Raw genomic sequence first — 19748 nt, 5'->3', positions numbered from 1 at the left:
GGCGCGAGTCGGGTTTCGCATCGCCCATAACAGTTTCTAGTTTTGCGGCGTTTGCGCGGCGGACGTCGTCCAGCCGCCGCCCAACGCCTGATGCAGGCTGATCAACGCCTGCAGACGCAGCAGCTTGACCTGTATCAGCGTGTCCTGGGCGTTGAAGAGAGTTTGCTCAGTTTGCAGCACGGTCACCAGATCGACGGTGCCCTCGCGCAATTGCTGCTCCGAGATGGTGTAGGCCTTGCGCGAACTCACCACCACGGCCTGCTGCAACACCTCCTGGCGGGCATATTGGCGCACGGCCGCCAAGGCGTTCTCGACGTCGACGAAGGCCTGCACCACGGTCTTGCGATAGGCAGCCACTTGGGCGCTCTGCACGCCATTGGCCCGCTCGACATTGCCGCGCAAGGTACCGCCATCGAAGATCGGCTGCGTCAGGCCCGCAGCGATCGAATAGAAACCCGCTGCGGGATCGAACAGGCTCTTGAGTGCGGCGCTCTGCACGCCGCCTTGCCCGGTCAGGGAGATCGAGGGGAATTGGGCAGCCCTCGCAGACAGCGCATCCTGGTGGGAAGCAATCAGAGTGGCTTCGGCGGCGGCGATGTCGGGCCGGCGAGTCAACAATTGCGAGGGGAGCCCTGCCGCGACGGTCGGTACGCGCAAACGTCCCAGCCCGCCGCCCTTGATACTCACCAGGGCAGGGGGACTGCCGACCAGCAGGGCAACAGCGGCCTTGTTTTGCGCGACCGACAGTTCCAGCGGCGGGATGCTGGCGCGTTGCTGGTCGAGCAGGCTCTGCTGCTGGGCGACCTGAAGAGATGTCGCCGTCCCGGCCTTGAGCTGATTGTTGATCAGCGTCATGATTCGTGTGGCACTGGCGACGTTATCGCGCGCAATGCGCAGCCTGTCCTGGGCGCCGAGGATGGCGAAATAGGCATCCGCCACATTGGCGATCGCCGTCAGTTCGACCGTGTCGCGATCGAAGCGGCTTGCAGCCTCGCTGGACCTGGCACTCGCCAGCGCCTGGCTGTTCTTGCCCCAGAAATCGATCTCGTAGCTGGCGCTCGCCGACAGGCCATAGGTGGCCCGCCCACGCCCGACCCGTCCCGTCGACGAGGCGGCGCGGGCGCGCTGGGCCGAGATGTCGCCATCGATCTGCGGAAACAGCGGGGCCCTGGCAATGGTGATGCCCGCCTGTGCCTGCTCGATATTGGCAATCGCGGTCGCGATATCGAGATTGCCCCTCTGCGCCTGCTGGACCAGCGCCGTCAGTTCGGGGGATCCGAAGCTACGCCACCAATCCGTGCGCACCGGCTCTGCCGGCTTCGCCTTCGAGGCCTGGTCGTAAGCGCTCGGCACCGCAATCGCGAGATTGAGCGGGCGAACATCGGCGCAACCGGCCAGGATCGTCGCAAACGCGGTCAACATACCGACTGCCGTTGCTGAAGTACGCATCTGACGAAGAGAAAGCTTCACGATGGGGCCTTCAAAAAAGGGCATTCCAGCGAACCTAAGCAGTTCCTTGCGATCGAGCCATGGGCACGGTCACAAGGAAATTGCAAGATATCAGGCATTTGCAGGTTCTCTCGTCCAAGCCTATTCGCCGGCTTGGACGAGAGAACCTGCCTGAGGCAGGAATCGCCAACATGCCAAGCACATAGCCAAGTTAACGGCATTGTGCGAGCGGTCCGGAAGCACTTGTCTGCTGGTGAGCGTCATTCCTCGATTCCTTTCCCCGATCCTGCCCGCCCCAAACTGGCCCGGCGACTATGGCAGGACCGTGTTTGCGGGGGTCGTTCTGCTCTGTAAAGTTGTGTGAAGTGAACTTTTTTGCCGGCAATCGAACAACGCTCGGCTGCACTGGTTAATCTCCCTTTTCTTACTGATTTTGCTCAGGAAATATTAACCCTTCCGCAGCCGGCGCGACCAGTGGGCGGGTGTCCTGGTGCCGCAGGAGCCTGTTGCGGGGCTTTCAATTTGTCGGATCTTGCGCTATCGGCTGTTTACGGTTTGGAAACCTTGCCGCAATTCAGGCGCAATGTCAGGGCGTCTTTATGGCGGAAATCCAGGGAAATCCACCACCGGACACGAAGTGCAGAACGGCTTCGTGCTTCGAAATGAAACAGCAGGATGCGCTCGTACTGCGCCCCGCCATGTCGTGTTGGACACGCCATGGCCGCACGCAGACCACGACGCCTCTTCGCTCCATAAGAAGGATTCTGAGATGGCGGAAAACCTCTCGACTGTTCCAAATCGCGTCGAGTTGCGTATTTCCGACACTTCATCTCCTTCCCGGGTATCGGGAGCCGTCGTCAAGGCGGCCGTCGCTCTCGCTGGCTGTGCCGCTTTGGCGAGTTGCGCCGCACCCAATCAAGCCTATGCTCCCAAACCCGCAACCACCCAGGTTGCGGCCGCCACCAGCACGACAGTCGTGCCGCCAGCAGGTACGCGTGTGGTCACCCCGCCTGTCCGCAGCAAGAACGGCACTGAAAAGCCCTATGCGATCGGCGGCAAGCGCTATGTGCCCGCGGGCCATGATTCCAAATACACCGCCGTCGGCCTGGCATCCTGGTACGGGCCGGGCTTCAATGGCCGCAAGACGGCTGTGGGCGAGCGTTTCGACATGACGGGTCTTTCGGCCGCGCACAAGACCATGCCGCTGCCGAGCTATGCGCGCGTCACCAATCTGAGCAACGGCACCTCGATCGTCGTTCGCGTGAACGATCGCGGCCCCTATGTGCATGGCCGCCTGATCGACCTGTCGAGCCGTGCCGCCGACCTGCTGCAATTCAAGGGCGCCGGTGTCGGGCGGGTGAAGGTCGAATATGTCGGCCGCGCTCCAGAATCCGGCTCTGACAACAAGATGCTGATGGCGACCTTGCGGACCGATGGCACACCGGCGCCGCTGCCGACTGGCGTTTCGAACACCATGGTTGCCGACGCGGCGCCGCCGACGCGTCCGACCACGACACCGATCTTGCCCGTCGCAGCCGTGACGCAGGTCGCTTCGGCGACCGAAGTCAAGCCTTCCAGGCTCGCGGCCCCCGAGATCAAGCCGGTAGTGGTGCCGCCGATGATCGCCCAGGCCGAGCCGATGGATCCGCCCGTCGCCACGACAGAGGTGGCTGGCCTCAGCAATATGGCGTTCACGCCGTTGCCGCCTTCCCGTCCGCGCAGCTCGGATGGTGTTCTGGGCAAGGTGCCGACCGGTTCGATCGGACAGGTCAATCTGGCGAAGGCCAAGGCTCCCGACGCATCGGTGGAGCCGGCCATGGCCGTACAACCGACGGCACAAGCCTTTGCCGCGACACCGGCCCACGCACCTGCGGTTCTGGTGCCGACCTCGCCGGTCACGGCTTCGATGGCGGGCCAATAGATCGGATTGCCAATCAGCCAGAAAATCAAAAAGCTCGCACATCTCTTTGTGCGAGCTTTATTTTTGTGCAGGTGAGGCGATTTCCGCCAACGTAGAGCGAGGCGTTAATCGCCCGTTGCCAAAGGCAGATCCGGCCGGGCGCCCCATTCGGCCCAGGATCCGTCATAGATACCCTCGACCGGCTTGCCGACCGTATCGAAGGCCAGAGCCAGAATGGCAGCCGATACGCCCGAACCACAACTCGTCACCACCGATTTTTGGGTATCGATGCCGGCAGCGTTCATCGCGGCCCTGATCGTCTCCGGCGAGGCCAGGCGGCCGTTCTCGACAATGGCTGCATAGGGCAGATTACGGGCGCCCGGCATATGTCCCGGGCGCACGCCCGGCCGAGGCTCCGGCGCCTCGCCGCGGAAGCGCTCAGCCGGCCGGGCATCGATGATTTCTGCACTGCCATCCATCAGGGCGGCCTGGACCTGGCCGACGCTCTTCACCTGGTCACCGTCGAAACGCGCCGTGAAGCGAGCCGGCACTGGGTGCGGTGCCCCGCCCTCGACAGGGCGGTTCTCGGCCTGCCAAAGCGGGAAGCCGCCGTCGAGGATGGAAACTTTGGCCGCTCCGAAGATCCGGAAGGTCCACCAGACGCGCGGGGCCGAGAACAAGCCGGCACCGTCATAGACGACGATATGCTTGTTCTCGGTGAGGCCGAGCGCACCGACAGCCTCTGAGAAAACTTCGGGGCTCGGCAGCATATGAGGCAACCCGCTGCTGGCATCGACGATCTTGTCGATGTCGAAAAAGACAGCGCCAGGAATATGGGCAGCCAGATATTCGGCGTGACCGTCGCGATTGACCGCCGGCAGATGCCACGACCCATCGACGACAGCCAGATTCTCGTCGCCAAGGTGAGCGGCCAGCCAGGCGGTGGAAACCAGATGAGGAGAAGAGGTCATGATGTGTTCCTATGCCTTCTTGCGGGTTTTCTTGCCGGTAAGCCGGTCGAGAGCCGCCTTGGCATTCTCATGCCCCTGGGCGGCAGCCTTGCGATACCAGGCAATGGCGTCCTTCTTGCTGGCGCGGGTGCCACGCCCGTGCTCATAGAAAATGCCGAGATTGAACTGGGCAACCGGTTCGTCCTGCTCGGCAGCCAGCCGGAACCATTTCAAGGCTTCAGCCTCGTCCTTGGGCACGCCAATGCCACCTGCAAGTTGCACGGCAAGATTGGTCTGCGAGGGGATATAACCATCCTCGGCCGCCTGTCGATACAGCGAAACCGCCTTGACAGGATCCTTGGGCACACCTTTGCCCTCGGCATAGAATAAAGCCAAATTGTGCCGAGCCGCGTCGTAGCCCTGGTCCGCGGCTTTGGCGTACCAATTGGCCGCCTCGGCTGGCTCGGGGGACAGGCCCAACCCCTCGTCATAGGCATAGCCGAGATCCATCTGCGCTGAGCCCAGACCTTGTTCTGCAGCCTTGCTGTACCAGGCCACGGCAAGGCTTGCGTTCTTCTCGACCCCGTCACCCTTGGCGTAGCGTTGGGCGAGTTCGTATTGCGCATTGGCGCTGCCGGCGGCAGCAGCCTTGCGATAATAGTCGAGGGCAGCGGCGAGATCGACTTCGACGCCATTGCCCTGTTCGTACAGGACTCCCAAATTATAGGCGGCCTCTCCATCGCCATGCTCGAACGCCTTGCGATAGAGGGCCAGAGCCTGCTCAATGCTCTGTTCGACGCCATTCCCTCTCAGATAGAGGCCGGCGAGATTGTTCTCGCAGCCGCTCTCGCCAGCATCGGCACCTTTCCTGTACCAGGTAACTGCCGCTGCGGAATCAGGCTCCACGCCCCGACCATCCGCGTAGAGGCCGGCCAAATTGAGGAAAGCCCGCTTCTCGCCGAGATCGACGGCCCTGAGATAGGATTGGCGCGCCTTGTCATATTGCTCCGCTCCCTCCTGCGCCCGGCCGAGCATATAGGCAAAGCGCCCTTCCTTGGGGTGTTCGGCCAGGGCTTGCTCACAAGCCGGGATTGCCTTGGCGTGGTCGATGTCCGCCATGCTGAGACCGGGAGCGAGGGAAAGCGGGTCGCCCCCGCGCGAAGCCATGCGGTCACAATCGGTCGCCGGCACGCCGGTACTGGGGCGAGACCTATCGGCGATCTTACGCTGGGTGCAAGCCAGGTGCCTGGCATAGGAGCCAGCTCCCGTTTCGACCCTGGTTCGGCCCTCCGAATAGCAGGCGCTCTGAATATCCCCCGGAACCGTGACCCAGATGTCGTTCAATTCGACATAGGCCGTCGAACTCCCGGTTGAAACAGGAGACCATTTCGGGGCTATCTAGCATCACCTTCGGCGGCCGGCCGATCGTATCTAGACAATAGTCGTCAAACCGATAGATTGGAAACATCTCCGCCGAGGCCTGCCCGGCGCGCCCCGTCACCAGCATGGCCACCAGCGCGGCCACGCCCATTCTTCCCGCCATCATTCCCCCAAAAAACAAGCCGTCAGTCCCGCAAACGAAATAGCTGGCCGATCATGCCGGTGCGGCCGCTTCGTCGAGGAACCAATGGATCGGGCCCGAAGCCTCGACATGGGCCGATGGCAGATCGGCGCCGGCGAAGATCTTGGCGAGCGTCTCGCGCTTGTCCGCCCCGGCGGCAAGGAAGGCAACGACCCGGCTCGAGGCGATGGCCGGGAAGGTCAGGGTTACCCGCGGCACGAAGGGATCCAAACCCGGATCTGAATGAACAGCCCAGCGATCCCTTACAGCCAGGGCTGGCTTGCCCGGAAAGAGGGAGGCCGTATGTCCGTCGGACCCAACGCCGAGCAGCATGATGTCGAACAGCGGCCGATCCGGATCAAGCACGTCCGCGCCGTAATAAGCCTTGAGCGCCTGCTCATAAGCCTGCGCTGCGGCCTCGGGCGAGACCGGCGTTGCGGCGATCTCATGAATGTTCTGCTGAGGCGCCGGGACATGGTCGAGCAAAGCTCCCTTTGCCATCAGCGTGTTGCGCCTGGCATCGTCGGCGGCAACGATACGTTCATCCCCCCAGAACCAATGAATGCGCTCGAAGGGCAGGGCGGAACGCCAGGGATCCCGCGCCAGACGCTCGTAAAGGCGCTTGGGCGTGGAGCCGCCGGACAGGGCCACCGCGATCGGCCCCGGCCGCCCCACCAATTCGGCGACGAACCAGTCGGCTGCACGGTCGGCCAAGGCGTCGGCATCGGCCGAGATATCGATGATGCGCTCGCTGCTCATGCGATAGGCCGCCAGCCGCGCCCGTCACGGGCAAGCATGACCTCGGCGGCAGCCGGGCCTTCGGAACCGGCGGCATAGTTGGCAAGCCCCCGATCGCCGGCATTGGCCCAGGCATCGAGGAAGGGCTGCACCGCGGCCCAGCCTGCCTCGACCCCGTCGGCGCGCTGGAACAGCATGGCATCACCGATCATGCAGTCATAGATCAGCGTTTCGTAGCCGGTGCTCGCAGCCGCCTCGAAATAGTCCTTGTATTTGAAGTCCATGCCGACACCCGCAAGGTCGATCTTGGGTCCCGGCACCTTGGCGTTGAAATGCAACGTGATGCCTTCTTCCGGCTGGATATCGAGCACCAGAGTGTTCGGCCCCATGCCGGACAGCGCCGTATCGCGAAACATGGCGATCGGCGCGTCCTTGAAGCGGATCGCCACTTCCGTCTTGCGCTTGGCGAGGGCCTTGCCGGTGCGCAGATAGAAGGGCACGCCGGCCCAGCGCCAATTGTCGATGGCGAACTTGATGGCGGTGTAAGTCGGCGTGACGCTCTTGGGATTGACGTCCTGCGAGGCGCGGTACGCGGTGATCGGCGTGTCCTTGATGATGCCGGGACCATATTGGGCCCGCACCGAGTTCAAGATCGCCTGTTCGGGCGTGTATTGCGTGATGGCCGCCAGGGCCTCGGCCTTCTCCGAACGCACGGAATTGGCCGAATAGCGGGCAGGGGGTTCCATGGCAATCAGTGACAGCAACTGGCACAGATGGTTGGGCACCATGTCGCGCAAGGCGCCTGTCGCGTCGTAGAAGGCGCCACGGCGCTCGACCGTGACGGTTTCCGCCACGCTGATCTGGACATGGTCGATATGGTCGCGGTTCCAGATCGGCTCGAACAGGCCGTTGGCAAAGCGCAGGATCATGATGTTCTGGACCGTCTCCTTGCCCAGATAATGATCCATCCGGTAGATCTGGTCCTCGCTCAGCACGCTCAGGAGCTGGCGGTTGAGGGCCTGGGCCGAGGCAAGATCGGTGCCGAAAGGCTTTTCGACGATGACGCGCCGCCAGGGACCGCCTTCCACTTCCTGGCTGAGGCCGACCTCCTGGAGGAGCCGGGTGATCGGGGCAAAGCCCGACGGCGGCGTCGCCAGATAGAACAGGCGATTGCCGCCGGTGTTGCGTCCGCTCTCGACCTTCTCCAGGTGCCGGGCCAGATCCCGGAAACTGTCGGGATTTTCGACCTGGGCGACCACGCTGGAAACGCAGGCAAACAATCTGTCGGAGACCGCCTGATCGACGGGCCGCGTGGCGAACTGCTTGAGCCCGTCAATCAGGGTCTGGCGGAAGGCATCATCCTCCATCGGACGGCGCACCACGCCGACGATGGCGAAATTCTCCGGCAGCAGGCCGGTGGCCGCAAGATTATAGAGGGCAGGGACGAGCAGGCGCTTGGTCAGGTCGCCATTGGCACCGAAGACGACGAAGCAGCAAGGGCCGGCAGCGCCGCCCTTGTTGATGTGGTGGGCATTCATAACTCAAGCCTTGGACGCGGGATTCTTCGGCTCGACGTGACCGCCGAACCCCTTACGCATGGCGGAGAGGATCTTCTCCGCATAGGTGTGCTCCTGACGGGAGCGGAAACGGGTGTAGAGAGCAGCGGTGAGCACTTCGGCGGGCACCGCCTGGTCGATGGCGGCCTCGATCGTCCAGCGTCCTTCGCCCGAATCCTCCACGAAGCCGGAATATTCACTCAACTCCTCGTCGGCAGCGAGGGCGGTTGCCGTCAGGTCCAGCAGCCAGGAGGTGACGACGCTGCCGCGGCGCCAGACTTCGGCGATATCGGCCATGTTGAAGTCGAACGTCTCGCCCTCTGCCCGGCCTTCATTGGCAGCCGAACGCAGGATGTCGAAACCTTCCGCATAAGCCTGCATCAGGCCATATTCGATGCCGTTGTGGATCATCTTGACGAAATGCCCGGCGCCGCAGGGGCCGGCATGGATATAGCCTTGCTCCGCCCGCGGATCGTGCTTGTCGCGGCCGGGCGTACGGGGAACATTGCCGATGCCAGGCGCCAGCGTGGCAAAGATCGGATCAAGACGCGTGATCGTTTCGGTCTTGCCGCCGATCATCATGCAGTAGCCGCGCTCCAGTCCCCAGACGCCGCCGGAGGTGCCGACATCGACGTAATCGAGCCCCTTGGCCGCCAGTTCCTTGCCGCGACGGACGTCGTCCTTCCAATTGGTGTTGCCGCCGTCGATGATCACATCACCGGGAGACAGCAGGCGCGAGAGCTGGTCGATGGTGCCCTGGGTGATGGCACCCGCCGGCAGCATTACCCAGACGGCGCGTGGCGTCGTCAGCTTCGAAACGAGGTCGGCAAGGTCGGTGGCGGCGACCGAGCCATCGGCCACCAAAGCCTGAACCGCCGGCGGAGCGCGATCATAGACGACGGTGGTGTGGCCGTTCTTCATCAGACGGCGGGCGATGTTGCCGCCCATGCGGCCCAGGCCGATGATTCCCAATTGCATTGGCTGATCTCCTTTTGCCGCCCCCGGCAGCTTATCGTCCGTTACGTGCTTAGCACCGTTTTCAGCTCTCGCAAGCGCATGTATTCATCACTTCATGAGCATGACGAGGGGATGACGCGCCATTTTTGCATGGCACGCGACAATGGCAGCTTGACCCATCCGCTCATGACGCTTAGAGACACCGCAATTGCGGGACAATGTCCCGCTTGGTGAGAGCTCGTAGCTCAGTCGGTAGAGCACGTGACTTTTAATCATGGGGTCGTGGGTTCGAATCCCACCGAGCTCACCATTTCAATTCCCTGAAAATCCTGTCGGCGGCCTGCTTCGCTGAGAGCCTGTGTCAACGGTAGGCATTGTTGCTCATGTATCACGTGGTCAGGCGTGGCCGTAGCCAGTCCTGTTGCGCCTGCAAGTGCGGCTCTTTTGCACTGCCGATGAGTAACACACCGACACTTTCCTGTGTTTAGGCGCGTTTCGCCGGATCTTCAGCATGCGTGCGCCCTGGGCCGAGCCGGCCTGTTCAAAGAATGCTAGATTCGCCGGCAGGCAATGGTGCAGGCGGACAGAGCATGACCGATGAGAAGGCGGCGCTAGGACAGGCACGCCGCGATTTTGCCAGATCGATGCTGAAGGAGAGCGGATCGGGTGACCCGCGCATCGAGAGGGCTTTCGAACTCGTGCCACGCGAAGCCTTCCTGCCGCCCGGCCCCTGGCTGGTAGCCAGCCATGGAAACTATGTCGAAACGCCGAGTGCCGATCCGATCCACCTATACCAGAATCGACTGATTGCTCTGAAGGCGGACAAACAGATCAACACGGGCGAACCGGCTTTGCATGCGGCATGGCTAGGGGCGGTGGCGCCCAAAGCAGGGGATAAGGTCAGCCATATCGGGGCGGGTCTGGGATATTATACGGCCATGCTGTCGGTGCTGACCTTGCCCAATGGCCGCGTGACAGCCTTCGAGATCGAGGAAGATCTCGCCGAACAGGCAAGGCGCAACCTCAGGCCGTTCGATGGCGTCAGCGTCGTTCGAGCCGATGCCACACGTGTTGCCGTGCCTCCCTCGGACCTGATCTATGTCAACGCAGGCGTGGTCGCACCGCCGCTTGCCTGGCTTGCCGCGTTGCAGCCCGAGGGACGCTTGATCTTCCCCTGGCGTCCGCACGAGGAAATCGGCCTTGCTCTGAGGGTGGATGCGGAAGCCGCCGGCTTTGCCGTCAAGGCGCTGATGCCGTCCTGGTTCATTCCCTGCGTCGGCGCATCGCGCGAGATCCACACGATTCGTGCGCCGAGGTCTACTCGTGAGGCCTTGGCCGTGCGCTCGCTTTGGCCGATCTCGGTCAAGGCGCCGGATGAGAGCGCAATCGCCATTTATCCCGATCTTTGGTTCTCGTCGGCCGCTCTCGACGCCTGATCGCCCGAGGCGAATGTCAGCTCCAAAAAGGTGCTTGACCTTACAATGATGGGAAGCCCTACAAGGTCTTCATCGATTGGAGACCTCGCATGATCACATTGAAAGTACCGGAAATGAGCTGCGGCCACTGCGCCAAGACGATCACGGGCGCGCTGAAGGCCGTCGACCCCGGCGCAGCCGTCGAAATCGACATCGGTTCGCAGACCGTCAAGGTGGCGAGTGCCGCCGACGAAGGAAGATTGCGCGCAGCGATCGTCGAAGCCGGGTACGAGAACGAGAAGTTGCCAGCCTGATTGCCAGGGGCAGAGAAGGGGCCGGCCAGGAATGGCCGGCCCCTTTATCCATACGCTAGAAAATGCGATCCAACTGAATCGTATTTGTTCCGCAATTTAACCGTGAGCCCCGAACTCAAGGGCAATGGCGGCGCCGATGGCAAGAATCGTCCGATAGGTTCTGTCGATCGGATCGATGAGATTGCGCGTCAGCGCCGCATAGTTCGAGGGTGAATCGCCGGGATAGGTAAAGGGCTCGGCGAGGCTATACCCCTCCATGGTCAGCCCATTCACCGGATAGGCGTCGCGCAGCAGCGTCACCGCCTCGGGAATGCGCAGGCTGAAGATCAACTCCATGATGTCTTCACGCGAGACATCGTTGCGCGTGGAGAATTTCGGCACCCGGGCCGCCATCAGCAGGATATGCTGGAGCAGGGCCAGCCGCACCGCCTGCAGCATGTCGAGCCTCTCCCGGTTTTCGGAGATCGACTTGCCCAGATCCTGTCCCGCGAGGTCGAGCAGGCGATGAAGCGAGATGGCATCGAGCCGCAGCTTCACCGCCAACTCATTGAGCGAAGCGGCCCGATCATCCTCTTCCAGCAATTGGGTAATGAACAGGCAGGGCTCGGCCAGATGCGGTTCGGCGCCGGCATAGGGACGCGTCGACCAGAAGGAGCGGTCGAACAAGGTCGAGAATGCCGCGAGCGCCTTGATGCTGGAGCGCCGCTTCATATGCACCACGTGCGAGGTCAAACGGCGCAGCCGGTCCGATTTGGCGAAGGTGTCGATGAAGCGATCCTCGTCACCTCGCAACGCCGTACCGAACCCCGCGATCACCGTGGCAGGATGGCCGAGTTGCTGCAGGATGGCATTGTGGGGAATGGCGCGGATGCGGCGGACCTGATGCACCTCGCCGCCTGACACGTCGAACTGGCGCCGTGACTTGCGCGAGCCGGTATCGTTCAGCAGGCCCTGGGCAAAGGAGCCCAGCGCCCGGTGATATGCATGATCATCGAGCAACTTGCTATGAAAAGAGGCAAGCCGGCGGAAGAAATCGAAGGAGAAGGTCGTGTTTGAATAGAAGGGATCGTCGCTGGCCGGCTGCTCCCGCCAAGCCACTTCCGCCTCCAGCATGCGAGTCAGCGAGGCAAGGGCAAGTTCGGGTGTTTCGAAATAGATGAAGCCGTCGCCGCCCTGGAAGCTGACCTCGTGCTTGAGGGCAATGCCCCGGCTCTCGAATTCGCGGCGCGCCCAAGGACTCAGCACGTAGAAGGCGCGGTCCTCGAAATTGCCCTGATGGGCGCCACGCCCTGCCGACTCGCCGTGGGTGTCGAAGATCAGAACCTCGACATCCGTCAGCCGATGGCGTTCGCAGGCCCTGGCCAATTGCCCATGCAAGCGCTCGATCGCGAGGGCCGCGGTGATCTGGCCCATGAAGCGGCCCGAATCCGAAAAGCCGGTCTGGATCGCAAGCCGGCCGCGTTGGCGCACAGCCTGTCGATATTCCTCGATGCCGAACAGCACATCGAAGAAGCGCGACGCGCCTTCCAGCGCCGTCGGGGTCTCGAACAAGGGCGAAACATCGAGCTTGTCCTCGACGCCGAACAGGCGGGCGAAATAGACTGCGGCCATCACCGTCGCCGGTGCTTCGCATTCGGCGATAAGCAGGCGGATAGTCGAATCCCGGTCGACATGCTTGAGGATCTGCGCCGCCAGCACGAATTGGCGCAGGGCGGTCTTCTGCTCGATATCGAGCGAACCGAAATTGACGGAGACCGGCTGGGCCTCGCGAATGAATGTAGCCAGGCGTTCCAGCATCGAACGGGAGGTGATGTTCTCCTCCGAATCGATGTCGAGATGCTGGCGCATCGCATTGTGCAATTGCGTGGCATTGATGCGCATATGTACTTCGCCGACGCCGAAGCCGAGGGTCAGCATTTCGCTGCGCAGAGCGACGAGGTCGAGCGCGATCTCGGGCGGTGAGTCGGCGATCGCGATGTCGATCAACGCGATATAGGGGCGCACGCTCGTGGCCGCATCCGGATGGCGCGCGGTGAGGAGATCGGCCGCATGCCTGAGTGCGGGACGATCGAGCGGCGTCTGGTTGAAAGCTGCCAGAATGCCAGCGTTCCAGGCACGCGTTCGCTCGATCCGCGCAGTCAGCTCTTCGAGACGCTGCGCGGTCTGCGAATCCGGACTAACCTGGGCGGCAATGCGAAGGACCTCGCTGAGATAACGATCGATCTGGTGCTGCTTTTCGGCGAGGCGGAAACGGAAGGAATCAATCCACTGGATATCGGTACGGCCATCGAGATCGTAGCCGATCCACGTGCCGAGGCCGGCATAGCCCACCGTAACCGAACGCCATTCGGGCGAACGCCGCTCACGCAGGACCTCGGCGGCGATGCGGGCAAACGTGCCAATCGCCGTCTTGGCGGCATCCAGGGCGACCATCGCGGCACCATGCTCGACCTGCAAGGTGATCGGGTTGTCCGGCGCCATCAGTATATCCGGCAGCGCCGCCTCGCCATCGCATGCCATTCGCGCCAGGCGTGCCCGATTGGCACTGGAAAGCAGGAACGTCGGATGCCCGGTGAAGACAATACCAAGCTGGGTGCGTGCCAGCGGGGAGGCGCTCGAAACACCGCGGCGGCCGTTTGCGAGCAAATGTTCGGTAACGCGCCGTAGGCTCTCGCGGTTGCCTGCCATGTCGAGCGGGCCGACATAATCCCGCAAGGTTTGCGCGCGCGCAGCGAAGGTCTCCTGGCTCAGCCGCAAGGCGAGGGCCTCGAAATCCTCCCGCGTCAGCCGCCCGGCTTCGAGCTCGCGAGACAACTCGAAGGCCAGTTGGGCCACCGGATTGTAACGAGGCTCGTCAACCAGTTTGGCGCGGGCGCTATCGAGCTTGTCGCGGCAGAAACGTTCGAGCTCGACGATACGGTCGTCAGGTCCAGGCTCCGGCAAAGGTGCATCCATCTGGGTTCTCGGTCGACAGGTTTTCAGGCGGTCCCATAAACCACCCGTGCGTTCGAAACGAGCAAAAATCGTGCCGACAGCACAGCAAAAATGAAAGAAACGATCAACGGCAGTGGCGAGCCCATGCCGATTGCGTCGCGATTGCCCGGGTAAGACGACATTCAGGCGTGCGTCGGCAGCCAGCTCAATCCCTCGACCGTCCCGTGCAGCGGCCGGTATTCGGCACCGATCCATCCCCGATAGCCGATCCGGTCGATATGTTCGAACAGGAAGGGATAATTGATCTCGCCTGTTCCCGGCTCGTGCCGCCCGGGATTGTCGGCCAGTTGCATATGGGCAATGCGAGGAAGCTGGCTTTCGATAGTGCGGGCCAGATCCCCCTCCATCACCTGCATATGATAGATATCATATTGGAAATAGAGGTTGTCCGAACCGACCTCCTCGATGATGGCCAGGGCCTGGCGTGACCGGTTGAGATAGAAGCCCGGCATATCGATCGTGTTGATCGCCTCGATCAACAGGCGGACGCCCGCATGCCTGGCCTCGTCGGCGGCGAAGCGCAGACTGTCCAGCAACGTTTCATGGATGAGTTCCGGATCGGCTCCCTTTGGCGGGATGCCCGACAGGCAGTTCACTTGGGCACAGCCAAGCATCGTGGCGTGATCCAGAGCGAGGGCAACGCTCTCGCGAAACTCCGCCTTGCGGTCCGGCAGGCAGGCTAGCCCTCGTTCGCCGTCTTCCCAGCGTCCAGGCGGCAGATTGTGCAGCACCAGCGCGAGGCCGCTATCGTCAAGCCTCCGACGCAACTCATGCCTATCGAAATCATAGGGAAACGGGAACTCCACGCCGGTAAAACCTGCCCGTGCAGCCGCTTCGAAGCGATCATAGAAATCGAGTTCGCTGAACAGCATCGAGATATTGGCGGCAAAACGCGGCATTTGTTCAGCTCTTGGCTTTGACGAAACGCGAAAAGGCGTCGAGCGTAGCCTTGCTGACGTGGTGCTCGATCCCCTCGGCATCGCGCCGGGCGGTATCGGCATCGATACCCAGGGCCAGCAGGAAAGCCTCGACGATATGATGGCGCTCGCGGCTGGCCTCGGCCAGCGCCTGGCCAGCCTCGGTGAGGAAGACGCCGCGATAGGGGCGCTGAGCCACGAAACCTTCGTCCGCCAACCGTTTCAGCATTTTGGCGACGGTCGGCTGGGCCACGCCCAGGCGAGCGGCGATATCAACCTGTCTTGCTTCGCCGCCATCGCTGATCAGGTCGGCGATCAGCTCGACATAGTCCTCGATCAGTTCGAGGCGGCGTGCCTCGCGTGCCTGCCTAAAACTCTCGACATGCACGACGGCGTCGACCAGGCCCGGCTCGGGGGGTGAAAGCGCAGCGGAACGTTTCATGCCGGCTCTCCTAAGCTGATTCCTCTATGCATCCCAGAGCATCGAACAATCGGCGCGGACCGGGTTTGCGGCATTGCAAATGCGGGTATGCCCGATCCGCGTGGCCTTATCAATGCCGGCGATGAAATACAGCCTTGGCGTTTATCTATTGACCGATCTTCAGAGTATAGCATATGCTATATTCATGGAAGCGATGCAGAATGGAATTTCGTGGTGGAGAAGGGCATGAGTGCGGATGCTACGGGAACGGCCCCGGCCGACAACGGCGCGTGGCGCGTGGTTCCCGGGGAAGAAAGGCGGCCGAGTCTTGGTGCGATGAACGCCAGCGTTCCCGTGCCGAAGACGGGTTTGTGGTTTCGTCGCTTTCTGGCCTTTCTCGGCCCGGGTTACATGGTGTCCGTCGGCTACATGGACCCAGGCAATTGGGCGACCGACATCGCCGGTGGTTCGAAATTCGGCTACACGCTCCTGAGCGTGATCCTGCTGTCGAATCTGATGGCCATCGTGCTGCAGGCCCTGGCGGCGCGACTCGGCATCGTCACCGGGCGCGACCTCGCCCAGGCCTGCCGCGATCACTATTCCCGGCCGGTGAATCTCATGCTCTGGCTCGCCTGCGAGCTGGCGATCATCGCCTGCGATCTGGCTGAGGTCATCGGCACGGCCATCGCTCTCAACCTGCTGTTCGGCATTCCCCTGGTTTACGGCGCCATCATCACGGCCGTCGACGTGTTCCTGGTGCTCATGCTGATGCAGCGCGGCTTCCGGACGTTGGAAGCCTTCGTGATCGCGCTGCTGGTCGTGATCTTCGGCTGTTTCGTCATCCAGATCATCCTCGCGGCCCCGGCGATCCACGATATCCTCGGCGGGTTCCTGCCGCAGGCCAAGGTCGTCACCAATCCCGAAGCTCTCTACATCGCCATCGGCATTATCGGTGCCACGGTGATGCCGCATAATCTCTATCTGCATTCCTCGATCGTGCAGACCCGCGCCTATGAGCGCACGGAGGAGGGCAAGCGCTCAGCCATTCGCTGGGCAGTGACCGACAGCACAATTGCCCTGATGCTGGCCCTGTTCGTGAATGCGGCCATCCTGATCACGGCTGCAACCGTGTTCCATCAGAACGGTAGGACGGATGTCGAGGAGATCGAGCAGGCCTATCAATTGCTGTCGCCGATGCTCGGCGTCGGCATCGCCTCTACGCTGTTGGCCGTCGCCTTGCTGGCATCCGGTGTCAATTCGACGGTAACCGCGACGCTCGCCGGCCAGATCGTGATGGAGGGCTTTCTCCACCTGCGCATTCCCGATTGGGCGCGCCGGCTGATCACGCGCGGCATCGCCATTGTACCGGTGGTTGCCGTCACCGCTCTCTACGGCAATCAGGGCACCAACAAGCTGCTGGTGCTCAGCCAGGTTGTCTTGTCGATGCAATTGCCCTTCGCGATCATCCCGCTGGTTCGCTTCGTCTCGGACAAGCGCAAGATGGGCGTCTTCGTCACACCGGTCTGGCTGACGACCTTGTCGTGGGTGATCGCCGGCGTGATCCTGGTGCTGGACATCAAGCTGCTGGTCGACACCTTCACGGGCACTTGAGCTCGGCGCACGGCACTAGGATTGGTACAGTTGCATCCACAGCGTTGGACCCGATATCGAAATCGGGCTCGGCGCTGTAATTGTTTGCGCCGACACGTGCCAGGCTTTTTTGGAGCAGCAGATCAATTCGCATGAACCAGGGCGAGGCGAGCGAGGCGCTCGGCCGAGTCCTGGGAGCCAGCTTTCGCTGCAGCCTCGTAAAAAGCTTTCGCCTGGGCCGCATTCGCCTGCGAGGGATCCTTGACGATCGCGGGGTCATACGTCTCGGCCAAGGCGAACAATGCCCGCGGATCGGTACCGCTTCGATAGGACTCAAGAGCTTCCCTGGCACCAACCACGTCGCCGCTGGCCAGCAATTCACGCGCCGACTGCACGGCCTGGTCGACCTCATCCACGGTAATGGCGATGGTACTGACGCTGCGCGTCGCGCCGGGCAATGCGGGAGCGGGCACCGAAGCCGGCGAGGGGGCGCTCGGTGCCGGCGTCGAAGCCGGGGCTGGCGCCGCGGCAACTTTCGTCTCCGACGGAGCCGAGGCCGGCGGCGCGACCAGATTGCCCAGGGACTGCAGCTTGTCCGGATTGGCCCAGAAGTAAGCACCGACTGCGGCGATACCCGCGGCCAGCAGCACAGAAGCTATCAGGGCGGGTGGAACCTTGATCTTTGGCCAACTCAGTCGAGAAAGGCGAGTCTCATTGGCATTGGCCGCCGGATTGACACCAAAGCGCGTGGTTTTCCGCGCCGGTGAGGGCGCCACCAGGTTTTCTTCCTTGACCGCAGGCGCAAGAGAGGCTGGGGCGGCGGCATGTACCGCGGATGCGCCACCCATGTTCCGCTGGTCCAGATCCTGAGGCGGGCCGGCCGTGACGCTCACCGTCGACATGCGCGGCCTTTCGCGCGAAGGCGGACCACGGAACTCGAAGGCCTCGTCGGTCTCGGGATTCGGCCGCTCGGGAGGAGGCGTGTCCAGGGACGCCGCGCGCGGCATCTTCGGCGCTTCGGCCTGCTCCTTCTTCTCCGCTTCGGGCGCAATTTCGATGAAAAGCGCTTCGCCGAAATCGAATCCGTTATCGTCTGTGCTTTCGTCCATTACCGGCGCGGGAGCCGCTGGCGGGACAGCAGGAGAAGGAGAAGGCTCGGGCGCCGGTGCAGGTTTTGCTTCGGCTTCGGGAAGAGGCACCTCGGCAAGGCGCGGCACAGGCTCCTTCGGCGGTGACGCCAGCGCCACCAGGCGATCGAGGGAAGGGGAAGCCAATTTTACTTCAGCCGGCCTGACTTCCGTCTGCCTAGCCTCGGTCTTCCTGGCTTCGGTCTGTCTGGCTTCGGTCGGCTCGGCAACTATGCTTGCCTCGGCCGCGCCCGCCTCATTGGCCGGCGTTGGCACGGTCAGCCGTGGATCGCGGCCAGGTATCGGGGCAGCACGCTGCGCCGTGGCCGCGGCCTGCTTTTCTTTCAAAGCATCGGCAGCCAAGCGCGCATTTTCCATATGGCGCTGAAATGCTTCGCGCACAGCGGCCGCGAGAGCCTCGTCTTTCTTCAGGGGTTCAGCCATATCGTTCCCACCCAAACGCTACACGGGCACCCACTGTGAAGTGAAAAAAGGCCATCCAGCCGCGAGAGCGGCAAGGATAGCTTCCGGGAGAGTGCCTGCGCAAACAAATTCTTTAACCATTTGTTAACGAAGATGCAGCCCGAGGCGATGGAGTGCCCTGAAAAGTTCACGAATATGGTTAAGACGCCGCAATGCGGTACCAGCCGATACGCCCGGGGTTGCTGAAAGATACCGCCATGCTGCGCTGCGACAACAGGGCACGGACAGGCGTTGGAATATTTTTCTCCGCCGCTTTACGCGCGGGCGCTTTTGGACAATTGCTATGTCGCCCTTTGGCTAAAGCGTTTTGCAATTTGGTGAAATCGCCAGGAATTGCAAAGACGCATTGAACCAAAGAGTTGGAGCAAACAGGCGTTTGCGTCTAAACGCGCTTTACTCCAGGCGATGCTGCATCTGCGTAGTTTCAGACAATCGCTTTTGTTTTGTGCGCTTGTTTTGTCAGGGAGTCGACGCGGTCTTCCAACCTGCGAGTTACACAAGCCGGCGAGCCGCAGCATCGTCCCCTCAGACACCCAGGAGGAATATTCGTGTCCGTTCAAAATCAGTCACAACGCGTCACCGCTCCACAGATTCGCCTGCGGAAGGGAGGAGAGCCGATCGTCATGCTGACCTCCTACCATACGCACACGACACGGATCATCGATCCTTATGTCGACTGCATCCTGGTCGGCGACAGTTTGGGCATGGTGATGCATGGCATGGAAACCACGCTGCCGGTGACGCTGGAGATGATGATCCTTCAGGGCAGGGCGGTGATGCGCGGCTCCTCGCATGCGCTGGTGGTGGTCGATATGCCCTTCGGCTCCTATGAGGAAACACCGGAACAGGCCTTTCGCAGTGCCGTGCGCATCATCAAGGAAACCGGGTGCGGCGCCGTCAAGCTCGAAGGTGGCGAACGCATGGCCGAGACCATCCGCTTCCTGACCGGGCGGGGCGTACCGGTGATGGCGCATGTCGGACTGACCCCGCAATCGATCATGGCCCTCGGCTCCTTCAAGACGCAGGGCCGCGAAGAGGCGGACTGGGCCCCGATCGAGCGGGATGCCCAACTGGTCGCCGACGCGGGCGCCTTTGCGGTGGTGCTCGAAGCGATCGCCGAGCCGCTCGCCGCCAAGATCTCCGCCAGTATCCCGATCCCGACCATCGGCATCGGGGCTTCCCCGACCTGCGATGGACAGGTACTGGTGCTCGAGGACATGCTGGGGCTATCGGACCGCGTTCCGAAATTCGTCAAGCGCTTCGGCTCGCTGGGCGATCAGATCCGCGAAGCCGTGCAGGGCTATGCTGATGCCGTGCGCGACCGCAGCTTCCCGGCGGCCGAGCATACCTATGGCATGAAGAAGAAATAGCGCATG

15 protein-coding genes and 1 tRNA gene are annotated in these 19748 nt (G+C 62.4%); 6 read left to right on the top strand and 10 right to left on the bottom strand.

The window, feature by feature from the left end:
• Positions 1-36: 36 nt before the first annotated feature.
• Positions 37-1422: an efflux transporter outer membrane subunit gene (locus ACR9ZN_RS10775; protein ID WP_481272199.1), complete on the bottom strand. Its 1386-nt coding sequence runs from the start codon at positions 1420-1422 to the stop codon at positions 37-39.
• A 796-nt stretch (positions 1423-2218) separates the two neighbouring features.
• Between ACR9ZN_RS10775 and ACR9ZN_RS10770 the strand changes: the two genes are divergently transcribed.
• Positions 2219-3370: a septal ring lytic transglycosylase RlpA family protein gene (locus ACR9ZN_RS10770; protein WP_481272198.1), complete on the top strand. Its 1152-nt coding sequence runs from the start codon at positions 2219-2221 to the stop codon at positions 3368-3370.
• A 104-nt stretch (positions 3371-3474) separates the two neighbouring features.
• Here the strand turns inward: ACR9ZN_RS10770 and sseA are convergent, their stop codons facing one another.
• From sseA to gnd, 5 genes are all read right to left on the bottom strand, one after another.
• Positions 3475-4320 (bottom strand): 3-mercaptopyruvate sulfurtransferase, encoded by an 846-nt coding sequence (gene sseA, locus ACR9ZN_RS10765; RefSeq protein WP_481272197.1) that lies wholly within the window; start codon positions 4318-4320, stop codon positions 3475-3477.
• A gap of 9 nt (positions 4321-4329) precedes the next feature.
• On the bottom strand, positions 4330-5466 hold the full coding sequence (locus ACR9ZN_RS10760) for a tetratricopeptide repeat protein (RefSeq protein ID WP_481272196.1): 1137 nt from the start codon (positions 5464-5466) through the stop codon (positions 4330-4332).
• A 427-nt stretch (positions 5467-5893) separates the two neighbouring features.
• Complete coding sequence (pgl, locus tag ACR9ZN_RS10755; protein ID WP_454813966.1) at positions 5894-6619, bottom strand: 6-phosphogluconolactonase; 726 nt, start codon at positions 6617-6619, stop codon at positions 5894-5896.
• A complete protein-coding gene (gene zwf / locus ACR9ZN_RS10750; protein ID WP_454813965.1) occupies positions 6616-8136 on the bottom strand; it encodes a glucose-6-phosphate dehydrogenase in 1521 nt (506 codons plus the stop codon). Before zwf ends, pgl begins: the two co-directional genes overlap by 4 nt.
• 3 nt (positions 8137-8139) lie before the next feature.
• Positions 8140-9132, bottom strand: coding sequence for a phosphogluconate dehydrogenase (NAD(+)-dependent, decarboxylating) (gene gnd, locus ACR9ZN_RS10745; RefSeq protein WP_434956456.1), 993 nt, complete (start codon positions 9130-9132; stop codon positions 8140-8142).
• 213 nt (positions 9133-9345) lie between these two features.
• On the opposite strand from gnd, the gene ACR9ZN_RS10740 reads away from it, so the two are divergent.
• The 3 genes from ACR9ZN_RS10740 to ACR9ZN_RS10730 all read left to right on the top strand — a co-directional run bounded on the left by ACR9ZN_RS10740 (position 9346) and on the right by ACR9ZN_RS10730 (position 10840).
• Positions 9346-9421: transfer RNA gene (locus ACR9ZN_RS10740), tRNA-Lys, on the top strand.
• A gap of 280 nt (positions 9422-9701) precedes the next feature.
• Positions 9702-10547: a protein-L-isoaspartate O-methyltransferase family protein gene (locus ACR9ZN_RS10735; protein ID WP_481272195.1), complete on the top strand. Its 846-nt coding sequence runs from the start codon at positions 9702-9704 to the stop codon at positions 10545-10547.
• 89 nt (positions 10548-10636) lie between these two features.
• A complete protein-coding gene (locus tag ACR9ZN_RS10730; protein ID WP_481272194.1) occupies positions 10637-10840 on the top strand; it encodes a heavy-metal-associated domain-containing protein in 204 nt (67 codons plus the stop codon).
• A gap of 96 nt (positions 10841-10936) precedes the next feature.
• Here the strand turns inward: ACR9ZN_RS10730 and ACR9ZN_RS10725 are convergent, their stop codons facing one another.
• From ACR9ZN_RS10725 to mntR, 3 genes are all read right to left on the bottom strand, one after another.
• A complete protein-coding gene (locus ACR9ZN_RS10725; RefSeq protein WP_481272193.1) occupies positions 10937-13795 on the bottom strand; it encodes a phosphoenolpyruvate carboxylase in 2859 nt (952 codons plus the stop codon).
• A 161-nt stretch (positions 13796-13956) separates the two neighbouring features.
• Complete coding sequence (gene hyi, locus ACR9ZN_RS10720; RefSeq protein WP_454813961.1) at positions 13957-14733, bottom strand: hydroxypyruvate isomerase; 777 nt, start codon at positions 14731-14733, stop codon at positions 13957-13959.
• A gap of 4 nt (positions 14734-14737) precedes the next feature.
• On the bottom strand, positions 14738-15193 hold the full coding sequence (gene mntR, locus ACR9ZN_RS10715; RefSeq protein WP_434956450.1) for a manganese-binding transcriptional regulator MntR: 456 nt from the start codon (positions 15191-15193) through the stop codon (positions 14738-14740).
• 225 nt (positions 15194-15418) lie between these two features.
• On the opposite strand from mntR, the gene ACR9ZN_RS10710 reads away from it, so the two are divergent.
• A complete protein-coding gene (locus tag ACR9ZN_RS10710) occupies positions 15419-16783 on the top strand; it encodes an Nramp family divalent metal transporter (RefSeq protein ID WP_481272192.1) in 1365 nt (454 codons plus the stop codon).
• A gap of 122 nt (positions 16784-16905) precedes the next feature.
• Here ACR9ZN_RS10710 and ACR9ZN_RS10705 read toward each other — a convergent pair whose 3' ends face one another.
• Positions 16906-18333, bottom strand: a complete 1428-nt coding sequence (locus ACR9ZN_RS10705; RefSeq protein ID WP_481272191.1) for a hypothetical protein — start codon at positions 18331-18333, stop codon at positions 16906-16908.
• A 587-nt stretch (positions 18334-18920) separates the two neighbouring features.
• Here ACR9ZN_RS10705 and panB point away from each other — a divergent pair.
• Positions 18921-19742: a 3-methyl-2-oxobutanoate hydroxymethyltransferase gene (gene panB, locus ACR9ZN_RS10700; protein ID WP_454813959.1), complete on the top strand. Its 822-nt coding sequence runs from the start codon at positions 18921-18923 to the stop codon at positions 19740-19742.
• The last annotated feature ends 6 nt before the right edge of the window (positions 19743-19748 follow it).

The sequence above is a fragment of the Labrys sp. HAY1-8F genome (assembly GCF_056754975.1).
This window is presented reverse-complemented; position numbering and strand designations above follow the sequence as displayed.